At 58.4% G+C, this 16,820-nt stretch carries 11 protein-coding genes; 6 read left to right on the forward strand and 5 right to left on the reverse strand.

What is annotated here, in order from left to right; all coding sequences use genetic code 11:
- Positions 1–128: 128 nt before the first annotated feature.
- The 4 genes from tapB to I6L40_RS04575 all read right to left on the reverse strand — a co-directional run bounded on the left by tapB (position 129) and on the right by I6L40_RS04575 (position 3,894).
- Positions 129–1,835: a PilB family type IVa pilus assembly ATPase TapB gene (gene tapB / locus I6L40_RS04560; RefSeq protein ID WP_041210692.1), complete on the reverse strand. Its 1,707-nt coding sequence runs from the start codon at positions 1,833–1,835 to the stop codon at positions 129–131.
- A 3-nt stretch (positions 1,836–1,838) separates the two neighbouring features.
- The gene (locus I6L40_RS21140) at positions 1,839–2,240 is read right to left on the reverse strand and encodes a prepilin-type N-terminal cleavage/methylation domain-containing protein (RefSeq protein WP_071913411.1); all 402 of its coding nucleotides are present in this window, start codon (positions 2,238–2,240) and stop codon (positions 1,839–1,841) included.
- 322 nt (positions 2,241–2,562) lie between these two features.
- Positions 2,563–3,420 (reverse strand): carboxylating nicotinate-nucleotide diphosphorylase, encoded by an 858-nt coding sequence (gene nadC, locus I6L40_RS04570; RefSeq protein ID WP_216995044.1) that lies wholly within the window; start codon positions 3,418–3,420, stop codon positions 2,563–2,565.
- A 3-nt stretch (positions 3,421–3,423) separates the two neighbouring features.
- A complete protein-coding gene (locus I6L40_RS04575; RefSeq protein ID WP_216995045.1) occupies positions 3,424–3,894 on the reverse strand; it encodes a TIGR02281 family clan AA aspartic protease in 471 nt (156 codons plus the stop codon).
- 123 nt (positions 3,895–4,017) lie between these two features.
- Between I6L40_RS04575 and ampD the strand changes: the two genes are divergently transcribed.
- The 5 genes from ampD (at position 4,018) to lpdA (ending at position 11,965) form a co-directional block, all read left to right on the forward strand.
- Positions 4,018–4,587, forward strand: coding sequence for a 1,6-anhydro-N-acetylmuramyl-L-alanine amidase AmpD (gene ampD, locus I6L40_RS04580; protein ID WP_216995046.1), 570 nt, complete (start codon positions 4,018–4,020; stop codon positions 4,585–4,587).
- 278 nt (positions 4,588–4,865) lie between these two features.
- On the forward strand, positions 4,866–5,630 hold the full coding sequence (gene pdhR, locus I6L40_RS04585; protein ID WP_139394041.1) for a pyruvate dehydrogenase complex transcriptional repressor PdhR: 765 nt from the start codon (positions 4,866–4,868) through the stop codon (positions 5,628–5,630).
- 79 nt (positions 5,631–5,709) lie between these two features.
- Positions 5,710–8,370, forward strand: a complete 2,661-nt coding sequence (gene aceE / locus I6L40_RS04590) for a pyruvate dehydrogenase (acetyl-transferring), homodimeric type (RefSeq protein WP_071913419.1) — start codon at positions 5,710–5,712, stop codon at positions 8,368–8,370.
- Between the two features lie 119 nt (positions 8,371–8,489).
- Positions 8,490–10,373, forward strand: a complete 1,884-nt coding sequence (aceF, locus tag I6L40_RS04595) for a pyruvate dehydrogenase complex dihydrolipoyllysine-residue acetyltransferase (protein WP_071913421.1) — start codon at positions 8,490–8,492, stop codon at positions 10,371–10,373.
- 164 nt (positions 10,374–10,537) lie between these two features.
- A complete protein-coding gene (lpdA, locus tag I6L40_RS04600) occupies positions 10,538–11,965 on the forward strand; it encodes a dihydrolipoyl dehydrogenase (protein WP_033115370.1) in 1,428 nt (475 codons plus the stop codon).
- 309 nt (positions 11,966–12,274) lie between these two features.
- On the opposite strand, the gene I6L40_RS04605 is transcribed toward lpdA, so the two are convergent.
- Positions 12,275–14,185: a methyl-accepting chemotaxis protein gene (locus I6L40_RS04605; protein ID WP_071913423.1), complete on the reverse strand. Its 1,911-nt coding sequence runs from the start codon at positions 14,183–14,185 to the stop codon at positions 12,275–12,277.
- 233 nt (positions 14,186–14,418) lie between these two features.
- On the opposite strand from I6L40_RS04605, the gene I6L40_RS04610 reads away from it, so the two are divergent.
- Positions 14,419–16,671 carry a patatin-like phospholipase family protein gene (locus I6L40_RS04610; RefSeq protein WP_071913449.1) on the forward strand — a complete coding sequence of 751 codons (2,253 nt, stop codon included), beginning with the start codon at positions 14,419–14,421 and terminating at the stop codon, positions 16,669–16,671.
- The last annotated feature ends 149 nt before the right edge of the window (positions 16,672–16,820 follow it).

A 16,820-nucleotide genomic window follows, 5' to 3' on the forward strand; every position in this document is an offset into this window, starting at 1 on the left:
TGGACTGGAGGGAAGAGGATAACCCCTGAACCGTCGGATCTGATGTCTTGCCTAAGCGGCTGACAGCTACCCGGTCAATATCTTTACCCGTGTTTATGCACTCTGATGCCTGCTATCGGGATGAGCAATCAATTCGTTGTCACCCGGTTGACCTCCGCCAGACTGGTGACGCCAAGGCGAGCCTTTTCCAATCCTGACATACGCAAGGTACGCATCCCCTCTTTCTGGGCTATGGCCGCTATTTGTAGCGAGTTGGCCCCCTGCATGATCAGTTTTGCGATGTTTTCCGACATCAGCATGATCTCGTAGATACCGACCCGCCCCTTGTATCCACCAGAGCACTCCTTGCAGCCGACCGGTTTGAACAGTCGCAGCCCCGCTGCCAGTTGCTGCTGAGTAAAACCAAGCTCCAGTAATTCTGCTTCCGGCACTACTTCGGGAGCCTTGCAGTGGTCACACAGTTTGCGTGCCAGCCGCTGGGCCATGATCAGGGTCACCGAGGAGGCGATATTAAAGGCTGGCACCCCCATGTTCATCATCCGGGTGAGGGTTTCGGCGGCTGAGTTGGTGTGCAAGGTAGAGAGCACCAGGTGACCAGTCTGGGCGGCCTTGATAGCTATTTCTGCCGTCTCCAGATCGCGGATCTCCCCCACCATCACCACATCCGGGTCTTGCCGCAAGAAGGAGCGCAGGGCGCTGGCAAAGGTGAGACCAGCCTTGGGGTTGACTTGCACCTGATTGACGCCGGGCAAGTTGATCTCCACAGGATCTTCGGCGGTGGAGATGTTCACCTCGGTAGTGTTGAGAATATTGAGGCCGGTATATAGCGAGACCGTTTTGCCCGAGCCGGTCGGGCCGGTGACCAAGATCATGCCTTGAGGTTTCGAAAGTGCACGAAGATATTGCGCTTTTTGCCGGTCATCAAAGCCGAGCTGCTCGATATTGAGGCGGGCAGCCGAAGAGTCGAGCAGGCGGATAACGATCTTCTCGCCCCACATGGTGGGCAAGGTATTGACCCGCATATCCATCGACTTGTTACGCGACAGTTTGAGCTTGATACGACCATCCTGTGGCAGGCGCCTCTCGGCGATATCGAGCCGTGCCATGACCTTGAGGCGTGCGGAGAAACGATTTGCCAGATTGACTGGCGGGGTTGCCACTTCATGGAGGATGCCGTCGATACGAAAGCGAATGCGGTATTTTTGTTCGTAGGGCTCAAAGTGCAGGTCGGAGGCGCCACGCTTGATGGCATCCATCATGATCTTGTTGATGTATTTGACTATTGGGGCATCATCATCAGCGGTGTTGACGCTTTCATCCAGTCGACTGCTCTCATCGGATACTTCGAGGTCGGAGATTTCAGATTCATCGATATCCTCCATTCCGAGGGCATCGCTTTCGCTCTCCAGCAATTTTCCTATTGCCGCTGTGAGCTTGTTCTCTTCGACCAGCAGCGCTTCGGTATGCAGGCCAAAGCTGAAGCCGAAATCTTCCAGTGCCGACACATTGGTCGGATCCGACATGGCGATATAGAGAGTGTGCCCTTGGGTGTATATGGGAAGCACATGATGCTTCTCAATCAGCTTCTGATTGAGGTACTTCTGCGGGATCTCGGCCAAATCGAAGGCAGCAAGATCCAGCAGAGGTACCCCATACTCCAGCTCGCAAAAATCGGCGAGAGCTTTGCTCTCAAGGATCTCGTTTTCGATCAGGAAGGTTACAAAGGGTTTACGCTGGGCCTTGGCCTGGCTCAGATAGCGCTGGGAGTCCTCCTCACTTATCAGTGAAGAGGCGGCCAGGCTTAATGCCAGGCCGCTATTGGGGCTAGATGTCATGCGTTAGCAGAGGTCTGCAGGAGTGCAGGTCCCTGCCCATGTTACTTGCTTGGTAGTCGCATTGACTGTGCCTGTCATTGTGTAAGTTCCGGCTGCTGCGGAGGTGCCAACGGCTGTAATAGTTGGTGCTCCGCCTGAAACGGAGGCTGTGACACTTGCGACTTTTGCTGTGTTAAATGCGCCAGATACAGCAGCAGCTGCAGCTGCAGCACAATTACTTCCGTCAGTTGTTTGATAACACACTTCTATTGCTGTCTTTGCTGGGCCTGTTGCAGAAATGACCTCTGAAAATTTTGCTTTATTTGTATAGCTTTGATACGCCGGCAGCGCTACCGCCGCCAGAATCGCCACGATCGCGACCACGATCATCAGTTCGATAAGGGTAAAACCTGATTGTTTCTTCATTTCAAATATCCTTTTGTCCTTGGTTCCTGGGAAGTGCCGATGGAAAATCATCCACACGTCAGTATCTTATCCGAGCTATCAAGGGTGGCAACAGAGATCGCTGCCTTTGTTAACCACTTTTCTGTCATTTGCTAAAAACATGATGAAAATCATATAGCAAGCAGTTTCTATCGACTCTTTTTACCGGTTGTAAAGGGCCCGCCATTACACTCCTTATGCAGAGGGTTCCTGCCATAAAGAAAAGGCGCCGGAGGCGCCTTTTGCAAGTCCATGATCTGTTATCTATCTTCCCGTTTACGACGGGATGGCGTGCATCTTCCTGTCAGATAAAACGCATCGAGAGGTCGAGCGCCCGCACATGTTTGGTCAGCGCCCCGACCGAGATAAAATCGACGCCGGTGGCGGCAAATTCGGCCAGGGTATCGAGGGTGACATTACCGGATACTTCCAGCTTGGCTCGCCCCTGATTGATGGCAACTGCTTCACGCATCATGGCAATATCGAAGTTGTCCAGCATCACGATATCGGCGTTGGCCGCCAGTGCCTGTTCCAGCTCGGCCAGCGATTCGACCTCTACCTCTACCGGTTTGCCCGGATTGAGATGACGAGCTTCATTAATCGCTTCGGCGATGCCGCCGCAGGCGAGAATGTGGTTTTCCTTGATCAGGTAGGCGTCATAGAGACCGATGCGGTGGTTCTTGCCGCCGCCACAGGTGACGGCGTACTTCTGGGCCGTGCGCAGGCCTGGGATAGTCTTGCGGGTGTCGAGCAGCCGGCAGTCGGTCTCCTCCAGTTCAGCCACATAGCGAGCGGTGAGGGTTGCAACGCCGGAGAGGGTCTGGACGAAGTTGAGCGCATTGCGCTCGCCGGTCAGCAGCAAGCGGGCTGGGCCGTGGAGGCGGAACAGCTCCTGATTGGGAGAGATCACCTCGCCATCCTGCACCTTCCACTCCACCTTCACCTCGCCGCCGAGTTGTACGAACACCTCGTCGACCCATGGTTGGCCGCAGAATACTCCTGCTTCACGGGTGATCACCCGGGCGCCGGCCATCCGGTCGGCGGGGATCAGCTGGGCCGTGATATCGGCACTGGCATCCGGTTGGTTCAGTGTAGTGAGGGCATCGCCCAGATCTTCGAGTAGTGCGGCGCGTACGGCGCGGCTGACATCCTGTTGAAACATGCCTTATTCCTGCAAGGGTCTGAGCAGCAGTTGCCGCTCCTTTTGAACCAGCTCCAGCCGGCCCAGGGCGTTCATGCCAACCAGCACCTCGTCGCCCTCAGCCGCCGGATTGATAAAGATGGCCAAATCGTACAAGGTCAATGGCCCCATCGCCAGCGTTTCGATGGTGCCGTTGCCGACCCGGATCTGACCCGCAGCCGTGTTGACCTGGCTGCAGCCGCGGGCTGTCAGACCCAGCCGCTCGGCAACCTGCTGCGGGATGGTGACACGGGTGGCGCCGGTATCGAGCAGCAGTTGCACCGGGTGGCCGTTGATGGCACCCTCCAGACGATAGTGGCCGCTCTGGTCGGCTTGCAGCAACAGTTCGCCGCTGGCGGTGACGCTGGGTTGGCTGCGGGAGTGAAAATAGAGGGTCAGCAGACCCATCAGAGAGAGCCATGCCAGTAACCACATCCAGCGTGCCGTGTGCTGCATATCCAATCCATTGCGAGCGGAAGATGACTCAGCCTAACACACAATTTTCCACTGATTCAGCGGCTTGGTGACAAGATGCCTGCCCGGATCGCGCTTTTCTGTTCAACTCGTATCGAGTAGCCGATGACCCATTCTGACCCCATTTTTTCCATCGATGATGCCGGCTGGTGCCAGCAGGCGCGCCGGGTTCCATCTCCCCATCACAACGAACGGACTGCGCCGGACGATATCTCCCTGCTGGTGGTGCATGGTATCAGCCTGCCGCCGGGGGAGTTTGGCGGCCCCTTTATCGACGATCTCTTTATGGGACGCCTTGATCCCGAGGCTCACCCCTATTTTGCCGGTATCCATCAGCTGCGGGTCTCGGCCCACTGCCTGATCCGCCGCGATGGCGAGCTGGTGCAGTATGTGCCGTTTGGCGCGCGCGCCTGGCACGCCGGGGTATCGAGTTGGCAGGGGAGGGAGGCGTGCAATGATTTCTCCATCGGCATCGAGCTGGAGGGGACGGACGAAACCCCCTATACAGATGCGCAATATTTCGCACTGGCGGGGCTCACCCGAGCCATCTCCGCCCGTTACCCGGCGGTCACCATGGAAAAAATTGTCGGCCATTGCGATATCGCACCTGGGCGTAAAACGGATCCGGGGGAGAGTTTTCAGTGGTCACGCTTCCGCGAGATGCTCAATAGCTAAAGTAAATATTCAAATTTAGTTTGGGTTTTAAAATCAATGGTTTGCCTCTATGGCAGGCCATTTTTGTTTGTGGTTGCGCAAATGTTATTTGTGAGCCTGCTCAAGAATATTGGTAAGACCAATTTCTATGAGCCAAATCATGTTTACCCCGCTTTACCTCTTATTGGGTGGTGGTGATTCTTGATTCAGATCATCTTTTGAGTGGACTTTTGACAAGGCCTCTGCTAATTTTCGCCCCATTCATGAAATTGGTAATACCAATTTAACAAAGTAGCCTCATGCCCTATCGCAAGATTACGCAACCCAAGTTGGCCGACTCCATTGTCGCCGAGCTGGAACAGATGATTCTGGAAGGAAGTTTGCAGCCGGGGCAGAAATTGCCTCCCGAACGCGAACTCGCCATCCAGTTTCAGGTATCGCGCCCATCCCTGCGCGAAGCCATCCAGCGACTTGAAGCTCGCGGGTTGCTCTATCGCCGCCAGGGCGGTGGCACTTATGTGCAGAATGCCCTGAGCAAGGGGATCGCCGATCCCCTGTTCGAACTGCTCAGCACTCACCCGGAAGCCCAGTATGACCTGCTGGAGTTTCGCCACGCACTGGAAGGCATCTGCGCCTACTATGCTGCGTTGCGGGGTACCGCTGCTGATTTCGAGCGCATTCGTCAGGTGCAGACCACCATCGAAGAGGCGGGCCAGTTAGGTTCGCTGGTGGCCGAATCGGCAGCCGTTACCCAGTTCTATCTGGCGGTGGCCGAGGCGTCCCACAACGTGGTGCTGCTGCATCTGCTGCGGGCCATGAGCCCGATGCTTGAGCAGAACATTCTGAGAAATAACGAGATTTTGAATCGCCGCCCGGGAGTGGTAGCCAAGATCCGACGCCATCGCGCGAATCTGATCGAAGCCATCCTGTCGGGGGCTCCGGAGCGGGCCAGAACAGCTTGTCATGAGCATCTGGCCTTTATCGAGGACACCTTGTTGGATATGCAGAGGGAAGACAGCCGGATCCAGCGATCCATGCGTCGGATCCGTCAGCAGGAAAACTAATCCCACAAGGCTTTATTGTCGAATGCTTGCGCCCTTCGCCGTGCAATGCCGTGCAATCACAACAAAATAGGAACCAGCCATGTCTGATATCCTGAAGAACGATGTGGACCCGATAGAAACGCTGGAGTGGCTTGCCTCTCTGGAATCCCTGCTGCGTGAAGAGGGTCCCCAACGCGCTCAGTTCATCCTTGAACAGTTGGCCGAGAAAGCCCGCGCAAGCGGTGTGGACGTGGCTGCCAAGGCAAACCGCGATTACATCAACACCATTCCGTCCAGCGAAGAGCCGGACTACCCGGGCGATCTGGAGATGGAGCGCCGCATTCGCGCCATCATCCGCTGGAATGCCATGATGATCGTGCTGCGCGCCTCCAAGAAAGACCTGGACCTGGGCGGTCACATGTCTTCCTTCGCTTCTTCTGCGACCATCTATGATGTCTGCTTCAACCACTTCTTCCGTGCTCGCAACGAGAAGGATGGTGGTGACCTGGTTTACTTCCAGGGTCACATCTCCCCGGGTATCTATGCCCGTGCCTTCGCCGAAGGTCGTCTGACCGAAGAGCAGCTGGACAACTTCCGTCAGGAAGTGGATGGCAAGGGTATCCCTTCCTACCCGCACCCGAAACTGATGCCGGACTTCTGGCAGTTCCCGACCGTATCCATGGGGCTGGGCCCCATCGCTGCCATCTATCAGGCTCGCTTCCTGAAGTACCTGACCGACCGTGGCATCAAGGATTGCTCCGAGCAGACCGTTTACGCCTTCCTGGGTGACGGCGAGATGGACGAGCCGGAAGCCAAAGGTGCCCTGACTGTTGCCGTGCGTGAAAAGCTCGACAACCTGGTGTTCGTGGTCAACTGCAACCTGCAGCGTCTGGATGGCCCGGTTGTTGGTAACGGCAAGGTTATCAACGAGCTGGAAGGCCTGTTCGCCGGCGCCGGCTGGGACGTTACCAAGGTTATCTGGGGTCGCAAGTGGGATGAGCTGCTGCGCAAGGATACCTCTGGCAAGCTGATCCAGCTGATGAACGAGACCGTGGACGGTGACTACCAGACCATGAAGTCCCGCGACGGTGCCTACATCCGCGAGAACTTCTTCAACCGTTACCCGGAAACTGCCGCGCTGGTCAAAGACATGACCGACGAGGAGATCTTCGCCCTGAACCGCGGTGGTCACGATCCTCGCAAACTGTTCGCTGCCTTCAACAAAGCGACCCAGACCAAGGGCAAGCCGACTGTTATCCTGGCCAAGACCATCAAGGGGTACGGCATGGGCGAAGCGGCCGAAGGCAAGAACATCGCTCACCAGGTCAAGAAGATGGAGCTGGACTCCGTGCGTCACCTGCGTGACCGCTTCAACCTGCCGGTGGCCGACGAGCAGCTGGCCGACCTGCCTTACCTGAAGATCGAAGCCGGCAGCGAAGAGCACAAATACCTGCACGCTCGTCGTGCGGCCCTGAAAGGCTACCTGCCGACCCGTCTGCGCGAGAGCACCGACAAGCTGGAAATCCCGGCGCTGGATGCCTTCGCTCCGCTGCTGGGTGAACAGGCGCGCGAAATCTCCACCACCATGGCGTTCGTGCGTTCCCTGAATGTGATGCTGAAAGACAAGTCCATCGGCAAGCGCATCGTTCCGATCCTGGCTGACGAAGCCCGTACCTTCGGTATGGAAGGTCTGTTCCGCCAGATCGGTATCTACAGCCCGCACGGTCAGCAGTACACCCCGCAAGACCGCGACATCGTCTCCTACTACAAGGAAGACAAGCAGGGTCAGGTTCTGCAAGACGGCATCAACGAGCTGGGCGCCATGTCCTCCTGGCTGGCTGCTGCGACCTCTTACAGCACCAACGACTGCCCGATGATCCCGTTCTACATCTACTACTCCATGTTCGGCTTCCAGCGGATCGGCGACATGGCGTGGGCAGCCGGTGACCAGCAAGCCCGTGGCTTCCTGCTGGGTGCAACCTCCGGTCGTACTACCCTGAACGGCGAAGGTCTGCAGCACGAAGATGGTCACAGCCATATCCTGGCCGGCACCATCCCGAACTGCATCTCCTACGACCCGTCCTACGCCTATGAAGTGGCGGTGATCGTACAGGACGGCCTGCGCCGCATGTACGGTGAGAACCCGGAGAACGTGTTCTACTACATCACCACCCTGAACGAGAACTACGCCATGCCGGCCATGCCGGAAGGCGCCGAGGAAGGCATCCGTAAGGGTATCTACAAGCTGGAATCCGTAGCCGGTGCCAAGGCGAAAGTGCAGCTGCTGGGTTGTGGTTCCATCCTGGGTCACGTGCGCACTGCCGCCCAGATCCTGGCAAGCGAATATGGCGTGGGCTCCGATGTGTTCAGCGTCACCTCCTTCAACGAGCTGGCTCGTGATGGTCAGGACGCGGATCGCTGGAACATGCTGCATCCGACAGCCGAAGCTCGCGTACCGTACATCGCTCAGGTACTGGGTTCCGAAGTCACCATCGCTGCGACCGACTACATGAAGTCCTTCGCCGACCAGGTTCGCGCCTTCGTTCCAACCGAGAACTACCGCGTGCTGGGTACCGACGGTTACGGCCGTTCCGACAGCCGTGCCAACCTGCGTCGTCACTTCGAAGTGAACGAGTTCTACGTGGTGGTTGCTGCCCTGACCGAACTGGCCAAGCGCGGCGAGATCGACAAGCAGGTTGTGGCCGATGCCATCGCCAAGTACGGCATCGATGCCGACAAGGTCAACCCGCTGTACGCGTAAGTGGATCAAGGGTCGCGCCGTCATGCGGTGCGACCCTGCCAGGGTTTAAAACGGTTAACGCGAGATGTGCGTGGCGGCATCAGCCAGTCACGCGGATCGACGCAAGAGGATAAAGCACAATGTCCAAACAGATTATGGTGCCGGATATCGGCGCCGATGAAGTTGAAGTCACCGAGATCATGGTGGCCGTGGGTGACAAGGTCGAGCTGGACCAGTCCATCATCGCGGTAGAAGGCGACAAGGCCTCCATGGAAGTACCGGCTCCGTCTGCCGGTATCGTCAAAGAGATCCTGATCAAGGTGGGCGACAAGGTCGCCACCGGTTCCCAGATCATGATCTTCGAAGCAGAAGGAGCTGCTGCTCCTGCAGAAGTGGCCGCTCCTGTTGCTGTAGCTCCGGCCGCCGCACCGGTCACTGCCGCTCGCAAAGATGTCAACGTACCGGACATCGGTGGTGACGAAGTTGAAGTCACCGAGATCATGGTTGCTGTGGGCGACATGGTTGAAGCCGACCAGTCCATCATCGCCGTGGAAGGTGACAAGGCCTCCATGGAAGTGCCGGCGCCGTTCGCCGGTCGCGTGGTCGAGATCAAGGTTGCCGCTGGCGCCAAGGTTTCTACCGGCTCTCTGGTAATGGTATTTGAAGTGGCTGGCGCGGCTCCTGCCGTTGCTGCTGCACCGGCTCAGTCTGCCGCTCCTGCCGCCGCCCCGGTTGCTGCTGGCGCGAAAGATGTCAACGTACCGGATATCGGTGGCGATGAAGTCGAAGTCACCGAGATCATGGTTGCCGTGGGTGACAAGGTTGAAGCCGACCAGTCCCTGATCGCTGTGGAAGGTGACAAGGCCTCCATGGAAGTGCCTGCGCCGTTCGCCGGTGTGGTCAAAGAGATCAAGGTGAAGGCGGGTGACAAGGTCTCCACCGGTTCCCTGATCATGGTATTCGAAGTGGCTGGCGCTGCGCCTGTCGCCGCTCCGGTTGCTCAAGCTGCCGCTCCGGTCGCTGCTGCCCCTGTTGCTGCGGCTCCGGCTCCGGTTGCTCAGGCTGCTGCCTCTTCCGATTTCGTTGCCAACGACGCTTACGTACACGCCTCTCCGGCGGTACGCCGTTTGGCGCGTGAGTTCGGTGTCAACCTGGCCAAGGTGAAAGCCTCCGGTCGCAAGGGCCGTATCGTCAAAGAAGACGTGCAAGCCTACGTGAAGGATGCCATCAAGCGTGCCGAGTCCGCTCCTGCCTCTGCCGGCGTAGCCGGTGGCAACGGTCTGGGCGTACTGCCGTGGCCGAAAGTAGACTTCAGCAAGTTCGGTGATGTGGAAGAGGTCGAGCTGACCCGCATCCAGAAGATCTCCGGTCCGAACCTGCACCGCAACTGGGTCATGATCCCTCATGTCACCCAGTTCGACGAAGCCGATACCACCGAGCTGGAAGCGTTCCGCAAAGAGCAGAACGCGATGCTCGAGAAGCAGAAGGCCGACGTGAAGATCACCCCGCTGGTGTTCATCCTGAAAGCCGCCGCCAAGGCGCTGGAAGCTCACCCGCGCTTCTGCAGCTCCCTGTCCGAAGATGGCAGCAAGCTGATCATGAAGAAGTACATCCACATCGGTGTGGCGGTTGATACCCCCAACGGTCTGGTTGTCCCCGTGGTACGCGATGTTAACAAGAAGGGCATCATGGAGCTGTCTCGCGATCTGGCCGAGATCTCCAAGAAGGCCCGTGCCGGCAAGCTGACCGCTGCCGACATGCAGGGCGGTTGCTTCACCATCTCCAGCCTGGGTGGCATCGGCGGTACCAGCTTTACCCCGATCGTCAACGCGCCGGAAGTGGCCATCCTCGGAGTCTCCAAGTCCGAGATGAAGCCGAAGTGGAACGGCAAAGAGTTCGCTCCGCGCCTGATGCTGCCGCTGGCTCTGAGCTACGACCACCGCGTGATCGATGGTGCCGATGGAGCTCGCTTCATCACCACCATGAATGGCGTGCTGTCCGACATTCGTCGACTGGTCCTGTAAGTGAGAGGGCGGGCCCAGAGCCTGCCCTTTTTACTTCTCATTTCATTAACATGATCGTAAACTTGCCCCGTTTTTTTCACGGCTGCAGCGGCCTCTTGTTTTGCAAGGAAAAGAAGGCATAAGACTGCGCTGTCCGGGGATACAAGAACGACAAAGAGGTCATGATGAGTAAAGAAATCAAAACCCAGGTCGTAGTACTGGGTGCTGGCCCTGCCGGTTATTCCGCTGCTTTCCGTGCGGCCGATTTGGGTCTGGATACCATTATCGTCGAGCGTTACTCCACCCTGGGTGGCGTCTGCCTGAACGTGGGTTGCATTCCCTCCAAGGCCCTGCTGCACGTAGCCAAAGTGATTGAAGAAGCCAAGGCGCTGGCCGAGCACGGCATCGTCTTCGGTGCACCGCAGACCGACATCGACAAGATCCGTCTGTGGAAAGAGAAGGTTATCAACCAGCTGACCGGCGGTCTGGCTGGCATGGCCAAGATGCGTAAAGTTCAGGTTGTGAACGGCTTCGGCAAGTTCACCGGCCCGAACACCATCGAAGTTGAAGGCGCTGATGGCAAGACCACTGTGACCTTCGACAACGCCATCATCGCGGCCGGTTCCCGTCCGGTGAAGCTGCCGTTCATTCCGCACGACGATCCCCGCGTATGGGACTCTACCGATGCGCTGGAGCTGAAAACCGTTCCTGGCAAACTGCTGGTTATCGGTGGCGGCATCATCGGTCTGGAGATGGGTACCGTATACTCCTCTCTGGGTTCCGAGATCGACGTGGTGGAATTTGCCGACCAGCTGGTTCCGGCTGCCGACAAAGATATCGTCAAGATCTACACCAAGCGCGTTGCCAAGAAGTTCAACATCATGCTGGAGACCAAGGTCACCGCAGTTGAAGCCCGTGAAGACGGCCTGTACGTCTCCTACGAAGGCAAGCACGCGCCGGCCGAGCCGGTTCGCTACGACAACGTGCTGGTTGCCGTAGGCCGTGTGCCGAACGGCAAGATGCTGGATGCCGAGAAGGCTGGCGTTGCCGTCAACGAGCGCGGTTTCATCGAGGTGGACAAGCAGCTACGTACCAACGTGGCCCACATCCACGCCATCGGTGACATCGTTGGTCAGCCGATGCTGGCCCACAAAGGTGTGCACGAAGGTCACGTTGCCGCCGAAGTGATCGCCGGCAAGAAGCACTACTTCGACCCGAAAGTGATCCCGTCCATCGCCTACACCGAGCCGGAGATGGCATGGGTTGGTCTGACCGAGAAGGAAGCCAAGCAACAGGGCCTGAACTTCGAAGTCGCCACCTTCCCGTGGGCTGCTTCCGGTCGCGCCATTGCGTCCGACTGCTCCGACGGCATGACCAAGCTGATCTTCGACAAGGAGAGCGGCCGCGTCATCGGTGGTGCCATCGTCGGTACCAACGGTGGTGAACTGCTGGGTGAAATCGGTCTGGCCATCGAGATGGGTGCCGACGCCGAAGACATCGCGCTGACCATCCACGCTCACCCGACTCTGCACGAGTCAGTGGGTCTGGCAGCCGAAGTGTTCGAAGGCTCCATCACCGACCTGCCGAACGCCAAGGCCAAGAAGAAAAAGTAATCTTCTGTCCGCTTCATGAAAAAGCCGCTCAATCGAGCGGCTTTTTGTTTTAGATCGCCGGGCAAAGGGAATTAGCAGCGTCCCTTCTTGGCCTGTCCCGGTGGGCAGAAGGTACCACTGCCACCACTGCTGCAGGCGCAGAGCAGGCTCATCAGCAACCCCACGACTACCTGTTTGCCCATCATGCCTCCCGCTGTTGGCTCATTGCTCTATGGCTGCGCAGAGGCGGCGAAGGCTGTGCGTCACGACATGGCGCGCAGATGAGAAAGGGCGCCGCAGCGCCCTTTTTATCGTGCCTGATGGCCCTGTTTATAGCCGGAAGTTGCCAACCAGTTTATCCAGCTGGGCAGAGAGCTGCTGCAGGCTGCGGCTCGATTCGGTGAGCTGGTGGGCGATATCGGCCGTCTCCATGGTGAGCTGGTTGATATCTTCCACGTTGCGGTTGATCTCGCCGACCACGCTCGACTGCTCCTCGGTCGCGGTGGCGACCTGGATGTTCATGTCGTTGATCTGGGTGATGTGGGCGGTGATATGGCCGAGCGCGGCGTTGGCTTCATCGGCCTGTGCCACCACTTCCAGACTCTGGTTGCGGCCCTGGGCCATGGCACTGACGGCGCGGGCGCTCTGATCCTGCAGCCGGTTGATCATCTCCTGGATCTCGGCGGTAGAGGCGGCGGAGCGGTTGGCGAGGTTGCGCACCTCGTCGGCCACCACGGCGAAGCCGCGGCCCTGTTCGCCAGCGCGAGCCGCTTCGATGGCGGCGTTGAGCGCCAGCAGGTTGGTCTGCTCCGAGATACTGCGGATGGTCTCGAGGATGCTGCCGATGGAGTCGGTCTGGCTGGCCAGCGACTCAATCACACCGGCGACCTGCTCGATCTCCCCGGAGAGGCCGACGATGCCGTGGCGGGCCTGTGCCACGACGTGGGCACCGGCATCCGCCTGATCATTGGCCTGCTTGGCGACATCCGCCGCCAGTGAGGCGTTGCCGGCAATCTCGCCCACGGTGGCCCCCATCTCGTGGATGGCGGTAGCCACCTGTACGGTACGGTCACGCTGGGCGGTACAGTTGTGCTGGGTCAGCTGGGCCTTGCTAGCCACCTCGTTGGCCGTTGTGGCCAGCTGGCGGGAGTTGCTTGCCACCTGCTCGATGGAGCCGTGGATCTTGGCGACGAAGTTGTTGAAGCCAGTCGCAACCTGGCTCAGCTCGTCACGGCCCTCCACTTTGAGGCGCTGGGTCAGATCGCCATCACCGCTGCCCAGCTCCTTGAACAGACGTGCCAGTTCGTTGAGCGGGCGGCTGACAGAGCCCGCCAGCAGCATACCCATGGCCCCCATGGCGAGTGCGATGACCAGCGAGATCATCAGGATCTGGTTGCGGTTCTGATCCAGCTCGGCGTAGATCTCTGCTTCTGGTACCTGGACGACCAGATACCAGTCGAGCAGCGGGATATAGCTGCTGGCCAGCACCATGGGCTCGCCATTCACTTCGGCGCTGATCACGGCAAAGGGGCGCTTGGCCAGCAGGTTGCCACTGTCGCTGCCTGCCAGCTGGCTCAGGTTGTCACGCTCTATCCGGCTGGCATCGGGGTGCAATTTCACCTTGCCGCTGCCATCGACCATAAAGACGATGCCGCTATCTTCCAGCCGGAAGTTGGACACCATGGCAACCATGGAGTCGAGAGATTTGGCAAAGCCGGCCAGTCCGCGACCATTGAGCTGCTGGAAGTTGACGAACAGCTTCATCTCGCCGGTGCTCTCGCGGAAGATGCTGAGAGTCATCTCCTTCTGGCTCTTGGTGTAGTCATAGAACCAGGCATCCTGAGCCGGAGTGAGGTTGCGCAGAAAGCCATCCTGGTTGTAGTAGGCCGCGGTCTGGCGATCGGCAAAGGAGGCGGTGACCAGCCCGTACTGGTTGGCCACATCCTTGAGCTGGTTGATGAGCAGTGGTTCCTGCTCCTTGGGCATGCCCCGATCCACCCAGTCGAGAATAAAGCGGTCGGTGGCCAGCTGCTGTGCCGCACGGGCGATACCGTTGAGATCCTGCTCGATCTCCTTGCTGATGCGCTGGGTCAGGTTGGGCAGCTCCTGCTCGAACATGCGCTTTTCTATCAGTTGCTGAGCTGCGCGCTGACTGAAGTAGCCCACCAGCAGGCAGGAGATAACGACGGCCAGGGTGACGGTGGCCAGAATTTTCTGTTTGAGGGTCAGGGTTGCCAGCATATAAGTGCCCGAAAGGTAGAGATTGACGACTCTCATATTAGCGGCAGAGAGGGGGCACCCATGAGCCTTTCGGCCCTTTATTTATGGATTGCGTTTGCGCTCACAAGGGGCTGGCGGACGAATAGATCCGGGAGAGGCTGAATTGGCCGGAATGCCGGTTGCGCTTGTGCTCCGGCCCCTTATAGTAGAGGCCATCTCTGGTGACCGGCTTCCTGAACAAGATGGAAAATATGATGCGCAGCGTTCGTGCGGGATGGACCCGACTGCTTTTGATTATGCTGGCGGCCATGCCGCTGCTGGTGCAGGCCGCTGATGGTGGCCGCCCCAAGGTGGCACTGGTGCTCAGTGGTGGTGGCGCCAAGGGCTCGGCCCATATCGGTATCCTCAAGGTACTGGAGCAGAAGCGCATCCCGGTCGACATCATAGTGGGCACCAGCATGGGCTCCTATGTGGCGGGCATGTACGCCATGGGGCTCAGCGCCGAGGAGGTGGAGCGCACGACGCTGGCCATCGACTGGAACAAGGGTTATCAGGACAAGGTGGGCCGTGATGAGCTCTCCCTGCGCAAGAAGCAGCAGACCGAGAAGTATCAGCTGCGCACCGATATCGGCGTCAATGGCGACACCATTCAGCTGCCGGATGGTTTCTTTCAGGGCCAATCCATGGCCAGCTTGCTGCGGACTGCCACCTCCAACCTGCCGGCGCTGAAGAGCTTCGATGATCTGCCGATTCCTTATCGTGCCATGGCAACCGATATGGAGACGGTCACCCCTTACGTGCTCGATCACGGCAGTCTGGCCAAGGCGATGCAGGCTTCCATGTCTATTCCGGGGGCGCTCAAGCCGGTGGAGTGGGATGGCCGGATTCTGGCCGATGGCGGTGCGGTCAACAACATGCCAGTGGACGTGGCCAAGGCGATGGGAGCCGATGTGGTGATCGCGGTGGATATCAGTGCCAAGTTGCGCACCCGCGAGTCCCTCAAGTCCGGCCTTGCCATGATCGACCAGCTCACTACCTACATGACCCAGGTCGGCACCGACAAGCAGAAGGCGCTGCTGGGGCCCAAGGATATCCTGCTCACTCCCGAGTTTGGCGACATGGGGATCGCTGATTTCGCCCGGATGCCGGAGGGGATCAAGATAGGCGAGGCGGCGGCCGAGAAGGTGTCGCTGGAACTCGACAAGCTCTCCCTGAGCAAGGAGCGCTACAACGAGTACCGCAACCGCAAGCTGAGTCGCCGTGCCGAACGCAGCGGCCTGCCCGCCTACTACATCGACAAGGTGGAGATCATCAACAAGTCGCGCCTCTCCGACGAGACGGTGCGCGCCATGCTGGATGTGCGACCGGACAAGATCCAGACCAACGAGAGTCTGGAGGCGGGCATTCGCCGCCTCTATGCGCTGGAGTCCTTTGACCGCATCACCTACGAGGTGGATGAGCGCGATGGTGAGAACGTACTGGTGGTCGATGCCAGCGAGAAGAACTGGGGGCCGGGTTACCTCAACTTCCAGTTCGGCTTTTCCGACGATTTCGAGAACACCTCTAACTACAACGTCGGCATGTCCTACACCCTCACCAACGTTAACAACTGGGGCGGGGAGTGGCTGACCGAAGCGTCGCTTGGTACGGCCAAACATATCAAGACCGACTTCTATACCCCGCTGGAGCCCTCCCAGACCTTCTTTGGCGAGGCAAGTCTGGCCTATGACAAGACCCAGCGCCGTATCTTCAGCTCCGAGCCGGATACATTCAACTACCTCGACAGCGACTACTCCTTCTTCAGTTCCGATCTGGCCGTTGGCTGGAACAGCCAGCCATGGAGCCGCATCTACACGGGGCTGGAGGGAAGGGTGGGCAATATCGATCTGAAAAACTTCAAGAATACCAGTGTGGATGCCACCGCATGGGGGCCCTTCATCCGTTTTGAGCACGATACCCTGGATAGCCTCTATTTCCCCTACTCGGGCGAGAAGTGGGATATGAAGCTGGGTTATTCCCACGTCAATCTCTCCGGCGGAGAGCAGGATCAGAGCAGCCGCGACGAGGGGTGGAACTACAACTTTTCCATGATCAAGCCCTGGTCATGGGGGCGTCACAGCCTCAACCTGATGTTTGAGGGCGGTGGTTCCAGCAGTCAGGAGGCGCTGCCGCTCTATATCCAGGATTTGGGGGGGCTGTTCCGTCTTTCCGGCTTCCAGCGTTATCAGCTGAGCGGTCGCTACAGCCTGTTTGGCGGGTTGCGCTACATCTACCGGGTAGCAGACAACGACTTCGGTGCCCTCAAGATGCCGCTCTATCTGGGCGGCTCCCTCGAGCAGGGCGGGGTGTGGGACAAGGGTGAAGATATCAGCTTTGACAGCTCCTTCACCGCCGGCTCCGTCTATGTGGGGGTCGAGAGCTTCCTTGGCCCGGTGTTCCTCGGCTACGGCATGGCGGAGGAGGGGAATGGCGTCTTCTATCTGCAATTGGGCACTACGTTCCAATAATGGATAAATGATGCGTATTTGTTAACTCTGCATCCGGGCTGGCATTTAATTTTCAAAAAATGCCAGCCTGTTTAATTGGTTACGGTTTTGTGTTGAATTGGTTAACAGGGTTTGGATTTTAATTGGTCGTTAAAACTTATATAGTGGGG

Origin of the sequence: Aeromonas sp. FDAARGOS 1410, assembly GCF_019048745.1 — a bacterium.
Classification (GTDB): domain Bacteria; phylum Pseudomonadota; class Gammaproteobacteria; order Enterobacterales; family Aeromonadaceae; genus Aeromonas; species Aeromonas jandaei.

Coding starts and splice junctions, on each gene's coding strand:
- aceF (WP_071913421.1), top strand. CDS start 8,490: ATGTCCAAACAGATTATGGTGCCGGATATCGGCGCCGATGAAGTTGAA.
- I6L40_RS21140 (WP_071913411.1), bottom strand. CDS start 2,240: ATGAAGAAACAATCAGGTTTTACCCTTATCGAACTGATGATCGTGGTC.
- nadC (WP_216995044.1), bottom strand. CDS start 3,420: ATGTTTCAACAGGATGTCAGCCGCGCCGTACGCGCCGCACTACTCGAA.
- lpdA (WP_033115370.1), top strand. CDS start 10,538: ATGAGTAAAGAAATCAAAACCCAGGTCGTAGTACTGGGTGCTGGCCCT.
- I6L40_RS04605 (WP_071913423.1), bottom strand. CDS start 14,185: ATGCTGGCAACCCTGACCCTCAAACAGAAAATTCTGGCCACCGTCACC.
- pdhR (WP_139394041.1), top strand. CDS start 4,866: ATGCCCTATCGCAAGATTACGCAACCCAAGTTGGCCGACTCCATTGTC.
- aceE (WP_071913419.1), top strand. CDS start 5,710: ATGTCTGATATCCTGAAGAACGATGTGGACCCGATAGAAACGCTGGAG.
- I6L40_RS04575 (WP_216995045.1), bottom strand. CDS start 3,894: ATGCAGCACACGGCACGCTGGATGTGGTTACTGGCATGGCTCTCTCTG.
- ampD (WP_216995046.1), top strand. CDS start 4,018: ATGACCCATTCTGACCCCATTTTTTCCATCGATGATGCCGGCTGGTGC.
- tapB (WP_041210692.1), bottom strand. CDS start 1,835: ATGACATCTAGCCCCAATAGCGGCCTGGCATTAAGCCTGGCCGCCTCT.
- I6L40_RS04610 (WP_071913449.1), top strand. CDS start 14,419: ATGCGCAGCGTTCGTGCGGGATGGACCCGACTGCTTTTGATTATGCTG.